This window comes from Cetobacterium sp. 2G large, assembly GCF_014250655.1.
GTDB lineage: Bacteria > Fusobacteriota > Fusobacteriia > Fusobacteriales > Fusobacteriaceae > Cetobacterium_A > Cetobacterium_A somerae.
The window spans coordinates 1301971-1323155 of the sequence record NZ_JACHTH010000005.1 but is presented as its reverse complement, the minus strand read 5'-3'; the positions used below and the strand labels follow the sequence as shown (position 1 = coordinate 1323155).

Sequence of the window (21185 nt, the reverse complement as noted above, 5' to 3'; positions counted from 1 at the left end):
TTTGTCAGTAGATACACCATTAATGAGTCAATATAAAGAGATAAAAAAAGAAAATCAAGATAATATCCTATTTTTTAGGTTAGGAGATTTTTATGAGATGTTTTTTGAAGATGCAGTTATAGCTTCTAGAGAACTTGGATTAACATTAACAAGTAGAAATAAAGAAAAAGGAATAGAAGTTCCATTGGCTGGAATACCCTATCACTCTTCAGCTGGATATATAGGTAAGCTTGTAGCTAAAGGATACAAAGTAGCAATATGTGAACAAGTAGAAGATCCAAAAGCAACTAAAGGTATTGTAAAAAGAGAAGTTGTAAGAGTAATAACTCCTGGAACAATAATAGATACTGAATATTTAGATGAAAAAAGTAATAATTATTTGATGGGAATTGTTGTAAAAAAAGAAACGATAGGACTAACATATATAGATATAACAACTGGAGAATTTGTAGCTAGTGAGAAAAAGAAAACAGAAGATTATGTGTATAAAATACTAGGAGAGATAAATAAAATATCTCCCAGAGAAGTTTTAATAGATGAAAATTCATATACAGATTTAGAAAAGGAATTAAAACAATTTGCTCAATTAAATAAAATAAATATTAGTTCATATTTAAAAGTAAAAAAAAGTGAAGAGTTTTTAAAAAAATATTTTAAAGTTATCTCTTTAGATAGTTTTGGTTTGAATAATAAGGTTGGAGCTATTGAGGCTGCTGCAATGGTTTTAGAATATGTATTAGAGCTGCAAAAAGGAAATGAAATTCCTGTAGATAAGATAATTTATACAGGAAGCGAAAACATAATGGAATTGAATCTTACGACACAAAGAAATTTAGATGTTGTAGCATCAAATAGAGAAAATGGTGTTCTAGGGACTTTACAATGGATTTTAGACAGTTGTAGAAGTTCTATGGGTAGTAGATTATTAAAGCATTTTTTAAAAAATCCTTCAACTTCAAAAGAGATAATTCTTGAAAGACAGAAAGACATCGAATTTTTTTATAAAGGAGTTCTTTTAAGAGAAGAAGTAAGAGAAAAATTAAAAGATATATATGATATAGAAAGAATAATTGGAAAATTAGTTTTAGGAAATGAAAATGCTAGAGATTTAGTAGCTTTAAAAAAATCAATATTAAATAGCTTAGAGATATATAAAATTTTAAAGGGCAATCCTATTTTTGAGATAGCTTTAGATGAATTAGTTGAAATTTATAACTTAATAGAAAGTAGTATAAAAGAGGAAGTTCCATTTTCTATTAGAGAAGGTGGAATGATAAAAGATGGTTACAACGCTGAGTTAGATGAACTACATAATATATCAAATAATGGAAAAGATACAATTTTAGAAATAGAAAATAGAGAAAGAGAAAGAACAGGAATAAAAGGTTTAAAAATAAAATATAATAAAGTATTTGGATATTTTATAGAAGTAACTAAAGCTAATATCCACTTAGTTCCTGCAGATTATATAAGAAAGCAAACTCTAGCTAATGCAGAGAGATATATTGTTGAAGATTTAAAAATTTATGAAGAAAAAGTTCTAAATGCTAAAGATAAAATAGAGAATCTAGAATATCATCTTTTTAAAGAGATTTCTGAGAAAATAAAAAACTTTAGAACTATACTTCATGAATTAGCATATAAATTGTCGTATTTAGATGTTGTAACAAATTTTGCACATATAGCAACAAAAAATAGTTACATAAAGCCTGAGATAACAACAGAGGGAGATATAGAAATAATAGGAGGAAGACATCCTATTGTAGAGCAATTAGTAGGAAGAGAAAATTTTGTTAAAAATAGTATCGTTTTAAATAATGATAAAAACTTAATAATTTTAACAGGACCAAATATGTCAGGAAAATCTACATATATGAAGCAAGTAGCATTAATTTTAATTATGGCACATATGGGTTGTTATGTTCCTGCAGAATATGCTAAAATAGGAATTGTAGATAAAATTTTTACAAGAATAGGAGCCAGTGACGATTTAGTTACAGGACAATCAACATTTATGTTAGAGATGAGTGAAGTTGCTAATATAGTAAATAGTTCTACTAAAAATTCCTTTATTATATTAGATGAAATAGGAAGAGGAACATCGACATTTGATGGAATCTCAATTGCAACAGCAATAACAGAGTATATTCATGATAATATTCAAGCTAAAACAATTTTTGCAACACACTACCATGAATTAACTCAACTAGAATCAAAGTTAAATAAATCTGCAAACTTCAGAATCGAAGTTAAAGAGGATGAAAAAGAGATTCTATTTTTAAGAGAGATTGTAAAAGGTGGAGCCGATAAATCTTATGGAATAGAAGTTGCAAGATTAGCAGGGTTACCAAGAGAAATTCTAGATAGAGCAAAAGAGATGCTAAGAGTTTTAGAAACTAGAAAAATGATAATAGAAAGAAAAGTAAAAAAAGAACAATTAATATTATTTGGAGAATTTGAACCTGAAATAAAAGAGGAACCTATAAAAAAAGAAGAAGAAAATATTATACAGCTAGAAAATGAGGAAAAAATAGTATTACGTCTTTTAAGAGAGGCTGAACTGGATAAAATGACACCACTTGATGCCTTTTTAAAGTTAAATGAATTGAAACGTATTTTAAACTAGGAGGGCGGTATGAATAAAAGGAAAATAGCCTATAGAGTTATTATAGTGGCAGTATTGGTTTTAGGATATTTCAATTATTTCGGTAATGAAAAGAAAATAGAAAAAAAAGAAGAGGTAGTGGAAACTACTGGAGCTATTTATGATACTGATGGGTATCATATTGAAGCTGATAAACAAAAAGATTTTTTAAAAACTAATGAAACAACTTTTGAAAAAGCAAAAGCTATAATTGATGGAATGGTTTTAACTGGAGACAATGCTTTTTTAGATGCAGGGAAAAATTTATTGTTAAAATCTAACATTTTGGGGAAAAGTTTAAATGGGTGGGAGTTTGAAACCCAAGAAGCTAAGTATAATAAAGAAAACGGAGAGGTAGAATCTACAATAGGTGTTACAGCAATTAATAAAGCTGAGGGGATTGAGGTATCAGGGAAAAATTTTAAAAGTGATACTAAGATGGAAAATGTAGTTTTATCAGGAGATGTAAAATTTAAAACTAAAAATATGACACTATCAGCTGAAAAAGCAAAATATAATGACAAAGATAAGGTCATAAATATAGAGGGAAATTCATTTTTATCAGGGTCAAATTTTGGAAGTGGATCAGGAATATTAAGTGGAAATTTTAAAGGTTTAAAATATGACACTAAAACAAATGTTTTAACTACTTCGAACTCGTTTATGTTAGATTATAATGGTATTAAATTATACGGAGATGATTTAATATTAAATGACAAAACAGAATCTTTTAAAATAAGCAAAAATGTTTATGTATTAGCTGATGGTTATAAAATAGATATGGAAAGTATTACTTCAGATGGTGGAGATAGTATTAATTTTAATGGAAAAATATCAGGAACTAATGGAACATACTCTTTTAAAGGTGATGATGGAGTATATAATAAAGTAACTAGAAAATTTGTTTTAAAAGGTAATGTTCAAGGTAGTGATAAAAATGGTGGAAAGCTTATAACAGATATGGCAATATATGCAACAGATACAAAAGAATTAGAGTTGATTAGTGATAAAAATGTAGAATATACAAGTCCAGAGAATAAAATTTTAACAAAAAATCTAATCTATTTAACAGAAACTGGTGAGTTATATTTAAAAGATGGATATACATATTTTAGTGAAAAATATAATAGTAAAGGAGAGAATTTCTTTTACAATAAAATTACGGGTAAAGGCTATGTATTAAAAGGAAGCATAAAAAACAATGTAGAAAATCAATATGCTTCAGGAAATAGAGTTGATTTTGATAGACAAGAGGATAGTTATTTAGTTGATGGAGATGCCTACTTTGAAGATAATAACTATATTTTTGAAAGTCAAAAAATAGATTATTTAGGAAAAAAAGGGTTTGTGTATTTACCAGATAAATATATTTTAAAAAGAAAAAAGGAAAAGGATACTTTTGAAGGATTAAAAGGAGAATATAATTTAACAACTGAGGTATTCAAATCTTTTGGTCAATTTAAGTATGTAAGTACAGATAATATTGTTGAAGGTGTAAACTTAGATTTCAATCAGAAAACAGGAGTAGGTTTAGTTGAGAAAGATTTAGTAGCTTTTGATAAAAAAGGTGAGACTAAAATAATAACAACAAGTGGTGAATTTAAAGAAAACGAGTTTGTAAAAGTAAAAGACAAGCTAGTTTTAAAAAGTGGAGATATAATAGCTAATGCTAATTCAGCAGATTATCAGATAAAAGATCAAAAAATATACATACCAGGTGAGATTATATTTGAAGACACTGTTAAAAAAAGTTCTGGAAAAATGTATAACGGAGTGTACGAAACTGATAAAAAAGTATTCGCTGGTGAAAAATTTAATGGAAAAGATGTGAAGAATACATTAAAAAGTGATATAATAAAGTACTTTACTTCTCAAGGGAATTTTGTTTTAGAAAAGAATGCAGAAATTAAAGACGAAAAAACGACTTTAAAAGGAGATCAATTAGAGTACAATAAAAATACAGAAATAGCAAAATCTCCAAAAGCTTTTGAAATAAAATATGATGATTATGATATATTTGGTAGTAGTGGAACTTTAGATAAAAAAACAAGCCACTTAACAGGTAATAATGTATTAATAAAATCAAAATTGAATGAAGAGTTTAAAGGAGATCGTGTAGATGGAACTTTAGATAATATGAATTTAGATTTTATAGGAAATGTTTCTGGAAGAATTTATCAAGATGGGGTGCCTGTAAACTTTAAAGGAGATTTTGTAAGAGCATACTTTAAAAAAGATGCTCAAGGTAAAAATCAAATTCAAAGAGTTGAGATTAGAAAAAATGCAGTGATTGAAAAAGAGGGAACAACGCTTTATTCAGACTATTTAGAGATACAACCAGAAAAGAAATTAGTTTTTGGAAAAGATAATACCAAAGCAGTATTAAAAGATAAAGATGGGACAATAACAACAGTTACATCAAATATGATGACAGGAAATCTAAACACAGAGATTGTTGATTTAGTGGGAAAAGTAGTTATTGTTAGAAAAGATAAAGATAAAACTTTAAATGCAACATCAACAAAAGCTAAAATAAAAAATAAAGATAATATAATTGAGTTAAGAGGAAATGTTGTTGTTGATGATGGTGAATCTGTAATAACATCTGATGAAGCAGATTATAATACAAAAACTAATAAAGTAAAAGCTAGAGGAAATGTATTTGTAGATTATAAAGTAAATGAGAAGAAAAGTGTAACAAATGCAAATCAAATAAATTCAGGATATAATAAAATCTTAAAAAAATAAGGAGAATCTATGAGAAGTATAGTTGCTCAAGGATTATGTAAAAGTTATAAAAAAAGACAAGTAGTTAAAGATGTGAGTTTGGAAGTAAAGAAAGGCGAAATTGTTGGTCTTTTAGGACCTAACGGAGCGGGAAAAACTACAACATTTTACATGATAACTGGAATAGTTAAACCTGAAAAGGGTCAAGTTTTTATTAATGAAGTAGATATAACAGAATATCCAATGTATAAAAGAGCAGATATGGGAATTGGATATCTTGCACAAGAACCATCAATTTTTAGAAATCTTTCTGTTGAAGATAATATATTAGCTATATTGGAGATGAAAGGATTACCCAAAAATGAGCAGATAAAAAAAATGCAAGAGTTGTTAGAAGAGTTTAAGTTAACACATGTAGCGAAATCGATGGGATATTCTCTTTCAGGTGGAGAGAGAAGAAGAGTTGAAATAGCAAGAACAATAGCTAATGATCCAGATTTTATATTGCTAGATGAACCATTTGCTGGAGTTGATCCTATAGCTGTAGAGGATATACAACAAATTATTAAATACTTAAAACAAAGAGGATTAGGAATACTAATAACAGACCACTCAGTAAGAGAAACGTTGTCTATAACTGAGAAAGCATATATAATGGCTAACGGAAAAGTATTGATAAGTGGAACTCCTGAAGAAATAGCTTCTAATCCAATGGCAAAGAAAGTATATTTAGGAGAAAACTTTAAATTAGATTAAATAAATTTTAAAAATATAGTGGAGGAAACAAGAAGATGTTAACAGGTAACGAAATTAGAAGCAAATTTATAGAATTTTTCGAAAAGAAAAATCATAAGCACTTTGAAAGTGCGTCACTTATTCCAGATGATCCAACTCTTTTATTAACAGTTGCTGGAATGGTTCCGTTTAAGCCATACTTTTTAGGACAAAAAGAGGCTCCAACACCAAGAGTAACAACTTACCAAAAATGTATAAGAACTAATGACTTAGAAAATGTTGGAAGAACAGCTAGACACCACACTTTTTTTGAAATGTTAGGAAACTTCTCTTTTGGAGATTATTTTAGAGAAGAAGCAATAATTTGGTCATGGGAATTTATAACAGAAGTTTTAAAATTAGATAAGGATAAATTATGGGTTTCAGTATTTACTACAGATGATGAAGCAGAAAAAATTTGGGTTGAAAAATGTAATTTCCCAAAAGAAAGAATCGTAAGAATGGGAGAGTCTGAAAACTGGTGGGCAGCAGGACCAACAGGTTCATGTGGACCATGTTCAGAAATTCACGTAGATTTAGGACCAGCTTATGGGGGAGATGAAAACTCTAAATTAGGAGATGAAGGAACAGATAATAGATTTATTGAAATCTGGAATCTAGTTTTCACTGAGTGGAATAGAATGGAAGATGGATCATTACAACCACTTCCAAAGAAAAATATTGATACAGGAGCTGGACTTGAAAGAGTAGCAGCAATGGTACAAGGGAAATCAAATAACTTTGAAACAGACTTATTATTTCCAATTGTTGAAGAAGCTGGAAGACTTACAAATACAAAGTATGGAACAGAACCTGAAAAAGATTTCTCATTAAAAGTAATAACAGATCATGCAAGAGCAGTTACTTTCTTAGTTAATGATGGAGTTATACCATCTAATGAAGGAAGAGGATATATTCTAAGAAGAATCTTAAGAAGAGCAGTAAGACATGGAAGACTTCTTGGAAGAAAAGAGCTATTTATGTATGAGATGGTAGATAAAGTTGTAGAAATCATGGAAGAAGCATATCCAGAATTAAGAAAAAATATAGAGCATATTAAAAAGGTTGTAAAGATTGAGGAAGAGAAATTCTCAAATACTTTAGATCAAGGTATGCAATTAGTTATGAACGAAATAGAGATGGCAAAATCAAAAGGTGAAACAAAATTATCAGGAGATGTAACATTTAAACTTTATGATACATATGGATTCCCTTATGAATTAACAGAAGAGATTTGTGAAGAAAATGGAATTGAAGTTTCAAAAGATGAGTTCTTAGAGAAAATGGAAGAGCAAAGAGAGAAGGCTAGATCAGCAAGAGCAGTTGTTATGGAAAAAGGACAAGATAGCTTTATAGAGGAGTTCTATGATAAACATGGAAAAACAGAGTTTACAGGATACTGTGACTTAATGACTCCTGCAACTCTTTTAAGTGCAAGAGAATTAGAAAATGGAAAGTATGCTCTTATTTTTGATCAGACACCATTCTATGCAGAATCTGGAGGACAAGAGGCTGACCAAGGTATTATAGAAGGAGAAAATTTAGTAGCAAAAGTACTAGATGTTCAAAAACAAAAAGAAATTTATACTCATATAGTTGAAATTGAAAGTGGACTAGATGAATTAGTAGAAGGTACATTATTAAATTTAACTGTAGATCCAGTTAGAAGAGAAGAGATTGCAAAGAATCATACAGCAACTCACTTATTACATCAAGCTTTAAAAGATATATTAGGGACACATGTACAGCAAGCAGGATCATCATGTGGAGCAGAAAGATTGAGATTTGACTTTAATCACTATGAAGCTTTAACAGCAGAAGAAATTGAAAAAGTTGAAAAAGCAGTAAATGAAAGAATATTTATGGCTACATCTGTAAATGCTGAAGTAATGTCTATGGATGATGCAAAAGCAAAAGGAGCAACAGCTCTATTTGGAGATAAATATGGAGATGAAGTAAGAGTTGTTTCAATCGGAGATTACTCAATGGAGCTTTGTGGAGGAACTCACATAAGTAATATTGGAAAAATAGGAATCTTTAAAATTGTTTCAGAAGCTGGAGTTGCAGCTGGAGTTAGAAGAATAGAAGCTCAAACTAGCTATAAAGCATACTTAGCAGTTTTAGAGATGGAAAAAACTATGAAAAGAGTTGCTAAAAACTTAAAAACTGATTTACATAAAATTGAAGAAAGATCAGAAAAAGTAGTTGAAGAAACAAGAGAGTTATCAAAAGAAGTTGAAACTTTAAAAGCTAAAGTAGCATCATTTGAAGCAAACTCATTATTTGATGAGATTGAAGAAATAAATGGAGTTAAGGTTTTAGTAAAAGACTTTAAAGATAAAGAGGCAGATTCGTTAAGAGAGATTGTAGATAAAGCAAAAGATAAATTAGGAAGTTGTGTTATTGCATTAGGATCAGATAACGAGAAAGCAATATTTGCTATTGGAGTTACAAAAGATTTAATTGGAAAAGTTAAAGCTGGAGACTTAGTAAGAGAGGCTGCTAAGATAGCTGAAGGAAATGGTGGAGGAAGACCTGACTTTGCACAAGCTGGAGGAAAGAATGGAGCAAAAGTTAAGGAAGCACTTTCTGCTGTAAAGGAGATTTTAGCAAAATCATTATAATTGGAGGAAGATAATTATGTATAAAAGATATCTTTCTTTAGATGTAGGAGATGTAAGAATAGGAGTGGCAAAATCGGATTTAATGGGAATGGTTGCCACTCCCTTAGAAGTAATTGATAGAAGAAAGACTAAAGCTGTAAAAAGAATTGCTGAGCTGTGTAGACAAGAAAATACTAAATCGATAGTTATAGGAATACCTAAAAGTTTAGATGGAACAGAAAAACGTCAAGCAGAAAAAGTAAGAGAATTTATGGAGAAACTAAATAAGTCTATTGAAGGATTAGAGTTTTTTGAGATAGACGAAAGACTTTCCACTGTTTCAGCAGATAAAATGTTAAACGAAACAAATCTAAGGGGAGCCAAAGAAAAAAGAAAAGTAGTTGATAAGGTAGCAGCAGCTATTATACTACAGACTTTCTTAGACATGAAAAAATAACTAAGTGGAGGCTAGCATGAATTTTAAGGGGATGACAAAATTATTTTTTGTATTAGTTATACTAGTGTGTTCTTGGTGGTTAGCAGTTATGAAACCAACAAAACTAGGACTAGACTTAAAAGGTGGGGTTTATGTAGTTTTACAAGCTCAACCAGAAAATGGTACAGAGCTAGATGATGATGCTATGAACAGGCTGATAGAAGTTTTAGACAGAAGAATAAATGGTCTTGGAGTAGCAGAATCAGTTGTACAAAGAGCAGGAATGGATAGAGTTATTATAGAATTACCAGGAATTACAAACTCAGATGATGCAGTAAAGATGATTGGAAAAACAGCATTGTTAGAGTTTAAAATAATGAATGATGACGGTTCTTTAGGTGAAACACTATTAACAGGTGGAGCACTAAAAAAAGCAGAAGTTTCATACGATAATCTAGGAAGACCTCAAATTCAATTTGAAATGAATATAGAGGGAGCAAAAGAGTTTGCTAGAATAACTAGAGAAAATATTGGAAAAAGATTAGCTATAACACTTGATGGAGAAGTTCAAACAGCACCATCGATTAATAGTGAAATTCCAAGTGGAAATGGAGTTATAACAGGAAGTTACACTCCAGATGAAGCTAAAAAAACAGCAACATTATTAAATGCAGGAGCATTACCAGTTAAAGCTGAAATAATTGAAACGAGAATTGTTGGAGCATCTTTAGGAGATGAATCAATAGCTCAGAGTAAAACTGCAGCTATGGTAGCAGTTGGATTAATTGCAACATTTATGTTAATTATGTATAGACTACCTGGATTTGTAGCAGATTTAGCATTATTAAGTTTTGGACTTGTAATGTTTGCAATGCTGAACTTTATTGATGCAACATTAACATTGCCAGGAATAGCGGGTATGATATTATCTGCGGGTATGGCAGTTGATGCCAATGTAATCATCTTTGAAAGAATAAAAGATGAATTGAAATTAGGAAGCACAATTAATGGTGCAATAAAGCTTGGATTTAGTAAAGGAATAGCTTCGATTATAGATTCTAACGTTACGACATTATTAACAGCTTTAGTGTTATTTATGTTTGGAACAGGAACTGTAAAAGGATTTGCAGTAACTTTAACAATTGGAACTGTGGCGTCAATGCTTACAGCAATTTTCATAACAAAGGTTCTGTTAACAACAACAGTGGATTTATTTAAAATAAAAAGAACAGAGTTCTTCGGTGTGAAAAGGGGGTAAGTAAATGTATATTGAGGTAATAAAGCACAGTAAAAAATGGATAACATTATCAACAATATCTTTTATAATATTCCTAGGAATGTTTTTAGTAAAAGGGTTGAACTATGGAATAGATTTTACAGGTGGAAGTTTAATTCAGCTAAATTATACTAATAATATAACATTAACAGATATAAATAAAGAGCTAGATGAGTTAGCAGTTGAGATTCCACAACTTTCGTCAACTGCAAGAAAAGTCCAAGTTTCTCAAGCAGATAATAATGTTATTATTAGAACTGCTGAAATGAGTGATAAAGAAACAGAGAAGTTATTAACAAATCTTCAAACATTAGGAGATTATAAATTAGAAAGAGCTGAAAAAGTAGGAGCAACAATAGGTGAAGAATTAAAAACATCAGCAATCTATGCTCTTACAATAGGTGGATTATTAATAGTTTTATACATAACAATGAGATATGAATTTAAATTTGCAATAGCTGGAATTTTAACATTATTACATGATGTTACTGCAGCTTTAGGAGTTATAGCATTGTTAGGGTATGAGGTTGATACACCGTTTATAGCAGCTATTCTAACAATATTAGGATACTCTATTAACGATACAATCATAATATATGATAGAATTAGAGAGAGTTTAAGAAAAAAATCAGATTTAACTTTTGGAGAAGTATTAAATAAAAGTTTAAATCAAGTTTTAGTAAGATCAATTAATACTTCAGTTACAACATTATTAGCATTAGTTGCAATATTAGTTTTTGGTGGAGATAGTTTAAGAACATTTACAACAACACTTTTAGTGGGAATTGGAGTGGGAACTTACTCATCAATATATATTTCAACACCTTTAGTGTATCTTTTTGAAAAGAAAAGAGACGATAAGTATGAACCTAAAAAAGATGACGATGATGATAATTCACATCCTGAAGAAAAAATTGTAGTATAACAAAAAAGCCACCTGAAAAAGGTGGCTTAATCTACTTAATAAGAGTTGGAGGAAAAAATGAGAACGTGGGCAGAGATAGATCTAGATAACTTAGAATATAATATAAAAAAAATAAAAGAACTATCTCATGACAGAGACATAATGGCCATTATAAAAGCAGATGCCTATGGAATGGGAGCAGTCACAATAGCAAAAGAACTTTCAAAAATGGGGGTAAAAATATTTGGAGTTTCATCTCTAGAAGAAGGGATAGAACTAAGGAATAACGACATTGATGATGAGATTTTAATCTTAGCAGGAATTTTTAACGAAGAGTTAGAAGAAGCAGAGAAAAAAAATCTACAAGTTACTTTGACTGATCTTTCTCAAATAAAATATATTAATGAAAAGGGACTTTCGTTAAAAGTACATATAAAAGTAGATACAGGAATGGGTAGAGTTGGATTTACAGTAGAGGAAGGAAAAGCAGCTATAGACATATGTAAGGAAAAAAATATAGAAGTAGTTGGAGTTTATTCACATTTATCAGTATCAGATGAATCAGATGAAGAATCAATAAGCTATACAAAAAAGCAGTTAGAAAAATTTAGAGATTTTGAAAAGTTAGAAGAGATAAAATATATCCATATTCTTAATAGTGGAGGGATATTAAAGTTTTCTGAAATTCCTCAAAGTAATTTAGTTAGAGCTGGAATAATTATGTATGGTGTTTATGGAGAGGGAGTTATAGAAAATTTAAAAAGAGTTTTTACTTTAAAAAGTAGAATACTTTTTTTAAAAGAACTAAAAGAGGATATAGATATATCTTATGGAAGAGTAGGTAAAGGATATAAAAATGATTTAATTGCAACAATAACAGTTGGATATGCAGATGGTTTCAGAAGAGAGCTTTCAAATAAGGGAACAATTGAAATTCATGGAGTTCCTTGTAAAATAGTAGGTAAGGTTTGTATGGATATGCTTATGGTAAGAATACCAGATGAGCTAAAAGGTAGAGTAAAAGCAGGAGATGAAGTAACTGTGATGGGAGAGGACATTTTTGACAAATCAATAATGGTTGGATCTTCTATTTACGAGTTATTTACTGGACTAAGTAGAAGGGTTAGTAGAGTTTATTTGAAACATGGAAAGCCTTACTTAGTGAATAGCCTAATAGGAAAATTATAAAGGAGAGTTTAATGGCAAAAGTAATATTAGAATCAGGAAAAGAAAAGAAAATTAGGAATTTTTATCCAAATGTATTTAAAGATGAGATACAGGATATTTTAGGAAATGTTTCTAATGGAGATATAGTTGAGGTTTGTACAACGGATGGAGAGCTTGTGGCAAAAGGATATGTAGCAGAGGCAACAAATGCGTTTGTTAGAGTTTTAACAACAAAGGATATAGCAGTTGATAAAACATTAATTTTAGAAAAAATAAAAAGAGCTTATGAAAAGAGAAAACATCTTTTAGCAGAAACTAATTGTGTTAGAGCTTTTTATTCTGAAGCAGATGGAATACCAGGATTAATAATTGATAAATTTGATAAATATGTATCTGTACAATTTAGAAATTCAGGATTAGAAGTAGCTTTTAGACAAGAAATAATAAATGCTATAAAAAAAGTTATGAAACCAAAAGGAATATATGAAAGAAGTGATGTTGAAAATAGAACTCATGAAGGTGTAGAGCAACAAACTGGAATAATATATGGTGAGATTCCAGAAAGAATCGTAATGGAAGATAATGGATTAAAATATTACGTAGATATTATAGATGGTCAAAAAACAGGATTTTTCCTAGATCAAAGAGACTCTAGAAAGTTTATAAGACCATTTTTAAATGAAAATACAAGATTTCTAGATGTATTCTCTAGTAGTGGTGGGTTTTCAGTTGCAGCATTAAAAGAAGGATGTAAAAAAGTTATAGCAATTGATAAAGAACCTCACGCATTAGAGCTGTGTAAAGAAAACTATGAATTAAATGAGTTTACAAATGATTTTGAAACAGCTGAGGGAGATGCATTTTTAATGTTAAAAATCTTAGCTAATAGAGGAGAAAAGTTTGATGTAATAACATTAGATCCACCATCATTAATAAAGAAGAAGATTGATATTCATAGAGGAAGAGATATGTTCTTCAGTTTATGTGATGAAAGTTTCAAGTTAATTGAAGATGGTGGAATAGTAGGAATAATAACTTGTGCTTATCATATGAGTCTTCAAGATTTAATAGAAGTAACAAGAATGGCAGCTTCAAAGAATGGAAAATTATTACAAGTTATAGGAGTAAATTATCAACCAGAAGATCATCCATGGATTTTACATGTTCCAGAAACATTATACTTAAAAGCTTTATGGGTTAGAGTAGTAAATAATTAATTTAAGGGGGAATAATTATGTACTTAGATATTTTAATAGCAGTAATACTTATATTTGCAGTGATTGAAGGATTAAAAGATGGATTTTTACTACAATTCTTCTCAATCTTTGGAATTTTCATTGATTTTATTATAGCTCAAAAATTTACTCCAATTGTAATAGAGAAATTAGCTATGAATAACAATGAAAGTAACTACTTATTGACGTATATAGGTGTATTTATAGCTTCATACTTTGCTATTGCTATTTTAATGTTTTTTATAGGAATTATTTTAAAAAATCAAAATAAAGGGTTCTTATCTAGAGGATTAGGTGGAGCTTTTGGATTAGTAAAAGGACTTATAATTTCATTAATAATTTTATTTATTTTTAATTTTGCTGCTCAAAAATATACAGTTTTAAAAAAGTATGGAATTGACAGTAAGACTAATGCAGTATTTTTAGAGAAATCTCATTATATTGAGGAATATTTACCAAAAGAGTTAAAATCAGAATTAAACTATATAAAAGGAAAAGAACTAGTTGAAAAGTACTTTAATAAAATGTTTTAGGAGAGAAAAATGAAAATAATTGAAAAATATATATTGGAAGATGTGAAGATGCCAATAATATTTGGAGTATCACTATTTACATTTATTTTCTTAATAGAGATTATTGTGTCTCTTATGGAAAATATAATTGTAAAAGGAATCTCATTAATTGATGTATTAAGAATATTGTCATTTTATCTACCTCCAATTTTATCACAAACAATACCAATGGGTGTATTTTTAGGAGTTATGATAACTTTTTCTAAATTTACAAGAACAAGTGAAGCTACAGCAATGAGTTCTATAGGAATGTCCTTAAAAGATATATTGAAGCCAATAGTAATATTGGCTTCAATAATAACTGTTTTTATATTTTTCCTACAAGAAAGTATTATTCCTAGATCTTTTAGTAAATTAGAAGAAATAACAATGAAAATAGCATATGAAAATCCAGTATTTCAACTAAAAGAGAGAATATTAATTGATGAAGTCGATGAATATAGCTTATACATTGAAAAGATTGACAGAAAAACTAATGAAGCTGAAAATGTTTTGATTTTCCAAAAAGAAGATAAAAATAATTTTCCTACAATTTTATTAGGAGATAAAGCGTACTGGAAAAATGTAAATATGGTATTAGAAGATTCTAAGTTTTATACTTTCAATCCAGATGGAACAATAAAATTAGAGGGAGAATTTAAGCAGAAGAAAATACCTTTAAGTTCATATTTTCAAGAGGTTAATATAGAAGTAAAAGATATTGAAGCTATGGGAATAACAACTCTTTTAAAAAATTTAAAAGGAAAAACATATCAAGAAAAAATTCCATATTTAGTTGAGATTAATAGAAAGATAGCAATTCCATTGTCAACTGTTGTATTAGCTATTTTAGGAGTTCTTTTATCAATTGGCCATCATAGAAGTGGAAAAGGAGCTAGTTTCGGAGTAAGTTTAGGAGTTATATTTACCTATATTGTATTTCTTAATGTAGGAATGGTAATGGCAAATAAAGGTGTAGTATCACCATATATGGGAGTTTGGCTACCAAATTTATTATTAGTTGGTGGAACAGCTCTACTATATAAAAGAAAAGCAGGTGGTGCTAAATGAAAAAATTAGATATCTATATAAGTAAGAACTTCATAAAATCATTTTTATTAAGTTTAATTGCGTTTATAAATATTTTTATATTAAGTCAACTTTTTAAAATAATAAGATATATAACAGCTGGAAGAATGAGTGTTTCAGAATCGGCAACATATATATTATATTTATTACCTAAAATATTTATAGAGGTGACTCCTCTAGCAGTACTTTTAGGTTCGTTAATGTGTATCAATAGAATGGCTTCAAATTTAGAAATTATATCTTTGAAAACTTCAGGAATAAGTTTTAGAAGAATAGTAAGATATCCTATAATAATATCATTTTTAATATCTTTGATAGTATTCCAAGTAATGAATCGTATTCATCCAATGGCTTTAGCAAAAAGTAGAGCCTTAAGAGCTGGAAGGAAAATATCAGAAAGAGTATTACCAACAACTAAAAATAATGCATTTTTAAGAACAGAAGATAATCTTGTTTATTATATAAAACAAGTAGATAGAATAGGAAATACAGGAACTCTTTTAGAGATAATAAAGTTAAATAAAGATTTTGAAAAAATAGAAGAAATAATAACAGCAAAAAGTGGTGAGTTTGATTTAAATAAAAACCAATGGGTACTGAAAGATGCTGTTGTAAATAACTTTGTTAATAAAACTCAAAAAAGTTATAAAGTATACTCTAATGAAACTTTGGATAAAGGACCATCAGATTTTATAACAATTCAAGGAGATCCAGATGAATTGACAAATGCTGAAATAGCAAAATCAATTAGAGATATTAGGATAACAGGTGGAGATATAAAAGAACCACTGTCTGTTTTAGGAAAAAGATATTCTTTTCCTTTTGCAAGCTTTATAGTATCATTTTTAGGATTAGCTTTAGGAAGTAGATATGTAAGAGGAGCTTCAGCAATAAGTATTGCTTTAAGTGTTGGATTAGGATATTCATACTATATAGTACAAGCATCTTTTGAAGCTTTAAGTGTTAATGGATTATTAAATCCATTTATAAGCGGTTGGATCCCAAATGTGATATTTTTATGTTTAGGAATTTACTTTATGAAGGAAGCAGAATATTAAGGAGGAAAATGAGCATAACTACTAAGAGGTTAGATAATGGTATAACGTTATTAATGGAAGACATAAAAAGTATAAATACAGCTAGCTTAGGTTTTTTTGTAAGAGCTGGTGTAAAAAATGAGTTGCCTGGTGAAGAAGGAATCTCTCATTTTATAGAGCATTTATTATTTAAAGGAACAACTAATCGTTCTGCAAAAGAGATATCAGAAGAGATTGATGATCAAGGCGGAATGATAAATGCGTATACAAGTGTTGAAAAAACAGCATACTATATTCAAATGACTTCAAATACATTAGAAATTGGAATCGATATTTTAAATGATATGTTTTTAAATTCTACATTTACAGATGAAAATATTGAAAAAGAAAGAAATGTAATAATAGAAGAGATAAGAATGTATGAAGATATCCCAGAGGAAGTTGTACATGAAGAAAATCTTGGATTTGCTATAACTGGTGCACAAAGCCAAAAAGTAGCTGGAACAATAGAAAGTTTAAAAGGAATAGACAGAGAAAAAATATTAAAATATTTCTATGATATGTATAAACCTGAAAATATAGTTGTTGCAGTAGCAGGAAATATTGAAGAGGAAAAAATATTTAAACAATTAAATGAAGGTATTGGACAGTTAAAAGATAGAAGTACAAAAAGAGTTTATAATGGAGACATGGTTATAAATTCAGGAGAAAAGATAATAGTTCAAGAAACAAACCAAGTTCATTTGTGTATAAATACTTTAGGAACATCAAGCACTGATAAAGACAGAGTTGAAGCATCTGTAATATCAAATGTTTTAGGTGGAAATATGAGTTCTAGACTTTTTCAAAAAATTAGGGAAGAAAGAGGATTAGCATATTCAGTTTATTCTTATACATCTAATTTTGATGAAGGTGGATTATTCACTGTATACGCAGGAACTACGCATGAAGATTATAAAGAAGTAATCTCTTTAATAGAGGAAGAATTAAAAGAATTAAAAGAGAATGGGATTACTGAAAAAGAGCTTCAAAGAGCAAAAAATCAATTCTTAAGTATGGTAACTTTTGGTTTAGAGAGTAGCAAAGGTAAAATGACAAGAATGGCAGGATCATATTTAGTTTATGGTTATGTAAGAGATATTGAAACTGTAATAAAAGAGATTGAAGATGTAAACTTAAATGATATTAAAAGAGTTGCTAAAAAAATATTTGATGAAAAGTATATATCTAAAACAATTTTAGGGAACATATAAAGGGGAAAAAATGGAAAACGTTATTGTTAAATTAGTACTAGAAAATGGAGTAGAATTACCAAAATATATGACAGAGGGTGCAGCTGGAATGGATGTAAAAGCAAACATAACAGAACCAGTTACATTAAAAACTTTAGAAAGAAAATTAATTCCAACTGGAATTAAGATGGAAATACCTTCTGGATATGAAGTACAAGTGAGACCAAGAAGTGGGCTTGCTTTAAAGCATGGAATAACTTTAGTTAACACTCCAGGGACGATTGACTCAGACTACAGAGGTGAAGTTGGAGTTATATTAATAAATTTAAGTAATGAAGAATTTATAGTAAACCCAGGAGAAAGAATTGGTCAATTAGTTCTTCAAAAAGTTTATAAGATGGAGTTTGAAAAAGTAGATGAGTTATCAACAACTGTAAGAGCTGAAGGTGGATTTGGTCATACAGGAAAATAGGAGAAATTAATGGGAAAAAATCATGATTTAGTAGTTACTATAAAAAGAATAAAAAAAATGAAAAATATGATTTTATATATTGCTCTATGCATAGTTTTAATAAGTTTATTAACTGTGTATAGTGCAACAATCCATAAAGGAACGTCATTTTTTTATAAAGAAATTGTTTGGATAGGATTAGGAGTATTAACGTATTTTATCTTTTCTTTTATAGATTATAAGGTATACGGGAAATATTATAAAATTATTTATCTTATAAATGTTATTTTATTATTGCTGGTATTTGTTATCGGTGATAAAAGATTGGGAGCTCAGAGGTGGATTGATTTAGGATTTATAACAATTCAACCCTCTGAATTCTCAAAACTATTTATTGTTTTAACTTTTTCAGAAGTTTTAGCTACTAAATATAATAATAAATTTTCTGGATTTAAAAGTATTATAGCGACAAGCATGCATGTTTTACCAATATTTTTATTGATAGCAGCTCAACCAGATTTAGGAACATCATTAGTTATAATATTTTTATACTTAATACTAATTTTTATAAATGGAATAGATTGGAAGACTATAATAATTTTAGCATTTATAGGAATTTCAATGGCTCCAATCGGGTATTTTTTCTTATTAAAAGATTATCAAAGAGAAAGAGTGTTAACATTTTTAAATCCAGAAGCTGATTTGTTAGGTAGTGGTTGGAATGTAACTCAATCAATGATAGCAGTAGGATCTGGTGGAGTATTTGGAAAAGGATTTTTACAAGGAACTCAAAGTAAATTGAGATTTTTACCAGAATCGCATACAGATTTTATAGCAGCCGTATTTTTAGAGGAGAGAGGGTTAATTGGAGGATGCGTTTTATTAATTCTTTATATTTTACTTTTATGGGGAATAATGAGAATTGGTGACAAATCTGAAGGTTATGGAAAACTGATCTGTTACGGAATATCGGCTATATTCTTTTTCCACATAGTTATAAACATTGGAATGGTAACAGGAATAATGCCAGTTACAGGATTACCTCTTCTTCTTATGAGTTATGGAGGAACATCATTTTTATTTGCTTTTGCAATGCTAGGAATAGTTCAAAGCATAAATATATATAGGGAGTAAGAAATGGAATATATTATAGATTCTAGTTTTCATGAAGTTAGATTAGATAGGTTTTTAAGAAAAAAATATGAAAATACTCCATTAACAGAGATTTTTAAAGGAATAAGAACTGGGAAAATAAAAGTTAATGGAAAAAAATCTAAAGAAAACTATAGATTAAAAGAAGGGGATATTGTAAAAGTTTTAATAGCTGGTGGAGAAACAGTTGCAAAAGACTTTATAAAAATATCGCCTCAAGATATGAAGACTTTAAAAAGTGGAATTATTTATGAAGATGAGAAAGTTATTATCTTTAATAAAGATGCTAATATGGTTATGCATAAAGGAAGTGGTCATGAATATGGACTTTCTGAACTTTTTAAAAGTTACTATAAAACAGATGAATTTAATTTTGTAAATAGAATAGATAAATCTACTTCTGGTTTGGTTATAGGAGCTAAGAGTTTAGCAGTAACAAGAGAGTTAGCAGAAGAGGTTAGAGAAGGAAAAACAGATAAAAAATATTATATATTAGTTGATGGTATTATTACTAAGAAAGAGTTTACTTTAAAAACATATCTAAAAAAAGAAGAAACAAAAGTAATAGAGTTAGATTCTTATGAAGATGGTGCAAAAGAGAGTATATCTTATTTTAAAGTTTTAAAAATTGGTAAGAGAAAAACTATTCTAGAAGGAAAACTTGAAACGGGAAGAACACATCAATTAAGAGTACAGTTATCAAACTTAGGACATCCTATTGTTGGGGATGGAAAATATGGAAAAGGTGGAAAAAATATGTTTTTATTTTCATATTATTGTGAAATACCAAAATATAAAATAAAAATAGAATTACCTTTACCAGAGGAGTTCCTAAAAAATTTAGATTAAAAAAACGGTTTTTATTTTAAACCGTTTTTTTTATTACTATTATTTATTTAAAAAAGAATTTGCAATTAAAATAACTTTAATTGTATCATCAGAGTTTTCATCTATAGAAACTCCAAATAAAACATCGTCAATTTCAGCACGACACTCTTTTTTTATTGTTTCAACAATAATACTAGATTCCATTAAATTCAAGTCTTTAGGTCCAATAATATTAACTAAGAATTTAGTTGCACCTAAAATTGTTCTTTCAAAAAGAGATGAGTCAACAGCAGCAAGAGCAGCTTTTTCAGCTCTCTTTTCACCTTCGCCTTCACCAAATCCTAAAATAGCTTCTCCTGAATTTAATAAAAGTGATTTTATATCAGCAAAATCTAGATTAATTAGACCTTTAGCTAACATAAGATCTGTCATACCTTTAACAGCGGTAAATAAAACAAAATTACTTTTTTTAAAGGCTTCTTGTACTGTTATATTAGGGGTTGAGCTATCTAAAAGTTTATCGTTAGGGATAACAATGAGAGAATCAACAAAAGGTTTAAGATTTTTAATACCAGCTTCAGCAATTTTCATTCTTCTTCTTCCTTCAAAAGAAAAAGGTTTAGTTACAATTGCAACAGTTAAAATATTCATCTCTTTAGCTAATTTTGCAATTAAAGCCGTGGCAGCACTACCTGTTCCACCTCCCATAGTAGAGGTTAAAAATAAAAAGTCAGTACCTCTTAAAATATTTTTAATAAAAGCTAAACTTTCTTTTGTAGCTTTTTCTCCTAACTCAATATTTCCACCACAACCAAGTCCTTTTGTGGTTGACGGTCCTAATTGAATTTTATGAGGAGTTTTAGAATTGTTTAAATCTTGTAAATCAGTATTGAGTGCAAAAAAAGTCACATCATCAATATGAGAAGAAACAATTTCATCAAGTGCGTTTATACCACCGCCACCAATACCCATAACTTTTATATTAACATTAAACTTATCTCCCAAAAAAACTCACCCCCTAAATAAAATAGATAGCAATATATAACATTAGTACTTTAATACTATACGATTTCCTTTGT

At 28.9% G+C, this 21185-nt stretch carries 17 protein-coding genes; 16 read left to right on the top strand and 1 reads right to left on the bottom strand.

The window, feature by feature from the left end; translation table 11 throughout:
- Position 1: 1 nt before the first annotated feature.
- From mutS to H5J23_RS09050, 16 genes are read left to right on the top strand one after another with little or no spacing between them, the layout of a single operon-like run.
- The gene (gene mutS / locus H5J23_RS09125) at positions 2 to 2626 is read left to right on the top strand and encodes a DNA mismatch repair protein MutS (RefSeq protein WP_040407384.1); all 2625 of its coding nucleotides are present in this window, start codon (positions 2 to 4) and stop codon (positions 2624 to 2626) included.
- Positions 2627 to 2635: 9 nt separating this feature from the next.
- Positions 2636 to 5392 (top strand): LPS export ABC transporter periplasmic protein LptC, encoded by a 2757-nt coding sequence (lptC, locus tag H5J23_RS09120; protein WP_185891835.1) that lies wholly within the window; start codon positions 2636 to 2638, stop codon positions 5390 to 5392.
- A 9-nt stretch (positions 5393 to 5401) separates the two neighbouring features.
- A complete protein-coding gene (gene lptB, locus H5J23_RS09115; RefSeq protein ID WP_023050962.1) occupies positions 5402 to 6127 on the top strand; it encodes an LPS export ABC transporter ATP-binding protein in 726 nt (241 codons plus the stop codon).
- Positions 6128 to 6162: 35 nt separating this feature from the next.
- On the top strand, positions 6163 to 8769 hold the full coding sequence (alaS, locus tag H5J23_RS09110; protein ID WP_023050961.1) for an alanine--tRNA ligase: 2607 nt from the start codon (positions 6163 to 6165) through the stop codon (positions 8767 to 8769).
- A 16-nt stretch (positions 8770 to 8785) separates the two neighbouring features.
- Complete coding sequence (gene ruvX / locus H5J23_RS09105; protein WP_185891833.1) at positions 8786 to 9205, top strand: Holliday junction resolvase RuvX; 420 nt, start codon at positions 8786 to 8788, stop codon at positions 9203 to 9205.
- Positions 9206 to 9221: 16 nt separating this feature from the next.
- A complete protein-coding gene (secD, locus tag H5J23_RS09100; RefSeq protein WP_040407381.1) occupies positions 9222 to 10442 on the top strand; it encodes a protein translocase subunit SecD in 1221 nt (406 codons plus the stop codon).
- A 4-nt stretch (positions 10443 to 10446) separates the two neighbouring features.
- Positions 10447 to 11385 carry a protein translocase subunit SecF gene (secF, locus tag H5J23_RS09095; protein WP_023050958.1) on the top strand — a complete coding sequence of 313 codons (939 nt, stop codon included), beginning with the start codon at positions 10447 to 10449 and terminating at the stop codon, positions 11383 to 11385.
- Positions 11386 to 11442: 57 nt separating this feature from the next.
- Entirely contained in the window at positions 11443 to 12552 is a 1110-nt protein-coding gene (gene alr / locus H5J23_RS09090) for an alanine racemase (protein ID WP_023050957.1), read from the top strand.
- A gap of 11 nt (positions 12553 to 12563) precedes the next feature.
- A complete protein-coding gene (locus H5J23_RS09085; RefSeq protein ID WP_185891831.1) occupies positions 12564 to 13748 on the top strand; it encodes a class I SAM-dependent rRNA methyltransferase in 1185 nt (394 codons plus the stop codon).
- Between the two features lie 17 nt (positions 13749 to 13765).
- Entirely contained in the window at positions 13766 to 14299 is a 534-nt protein-coding gene (locus H5J23_RS09080; RefSeq protein ID WP_023050955.1) for a CvpA family protein, read from the top strand.
- A gap of 9 nt (positions 14300 to 14308) precedes the next feature.
- Entirely contained in the window at positions 14309 to 15388 is a 1080-nt protein-coding gene (locus H5J23_RS09075) for an LptF/LptG family permease (protein WP_023050954.1), read from the top strand.
- Positions 15385 to 16464 (top strand): LptF/LptG family permease, encoded by a 1080-nt coding sequence (locus H5J23_RS09070; protein WP_023050953.1) that lies wholly within the window; start codon positions 15385 to 15387, stop codon positions 16462 to 16464. Before H5J23_RS09075 ends, H5J23_RS09070 begins: the two co-directional genes overlap by 4 nt.
- A gap of 8 nt (positions 16465 to 16472) precedes the next feature.
- Positions 16473 to 17696 (top strand): pitrilysin family protein, encoded by a 1224-nt coding sequence (locus H5J23_RS09065; protein ID WP_185891829.1) that lies wholly within the window; start codon positions 16473 to 16475, stop codon positions 17694 to 17696.
- Between the two features lie 10 nt (positions 17697 to 17706).
- Positions 17707 to 18147, top strand: a complete 441-nt coding sequence (dut, locus tag H5J23_RS09060) for a dUTP diphosphatase (protein WP_023050951.1) — start codon at positions 17707 to 17709, stop codon at positions 18145 to 18147.
- A 9-nt stretch (positions 18148 to 18156) separates the two neighbouring features.
- Positions 18157 to 19260, top strand: coding sequence for a rod shape-determining protein RodA (gene rodA / locus H5J23_RS09055; protein ID WP_023050950.1), 1104 nt, complete (start codon positions 18157 to 18159; stop codon positions 19258 to 19260).
- Positions 19261 to 19263: 3 nt separating this feature from the next.
- Positions 19264 to 20127, top strand: coding sequence for an RluA family pseudouridine synthase (locus H5J23_RS09050; RefSeq protein ID WP_023050949.1), 864 nt, complete (start codon positions 19264 to 19266; stop codon positions 20125 to 20127).
- A gap of 39 nt (positions 20128 to 20166) precedes the next feature.
- On the opposite strand, the gene ftsZ is transcribed toward H5J23_RS09050, so the two are convergent.
- Positions 20167 to 21111 (bottom strand): cell division protein FtsZ, encoded by a 945-nt coding sequence (gene ftsZ, locus H5J23_RS09045; protein ID WP_185891828.1) that lies wholly within the window; start codon positions 21109 to 21111, stop codon positions 20167 to 20169.
- Positions 21112 to 21185 lie beyond the last annotated feature (74 nt).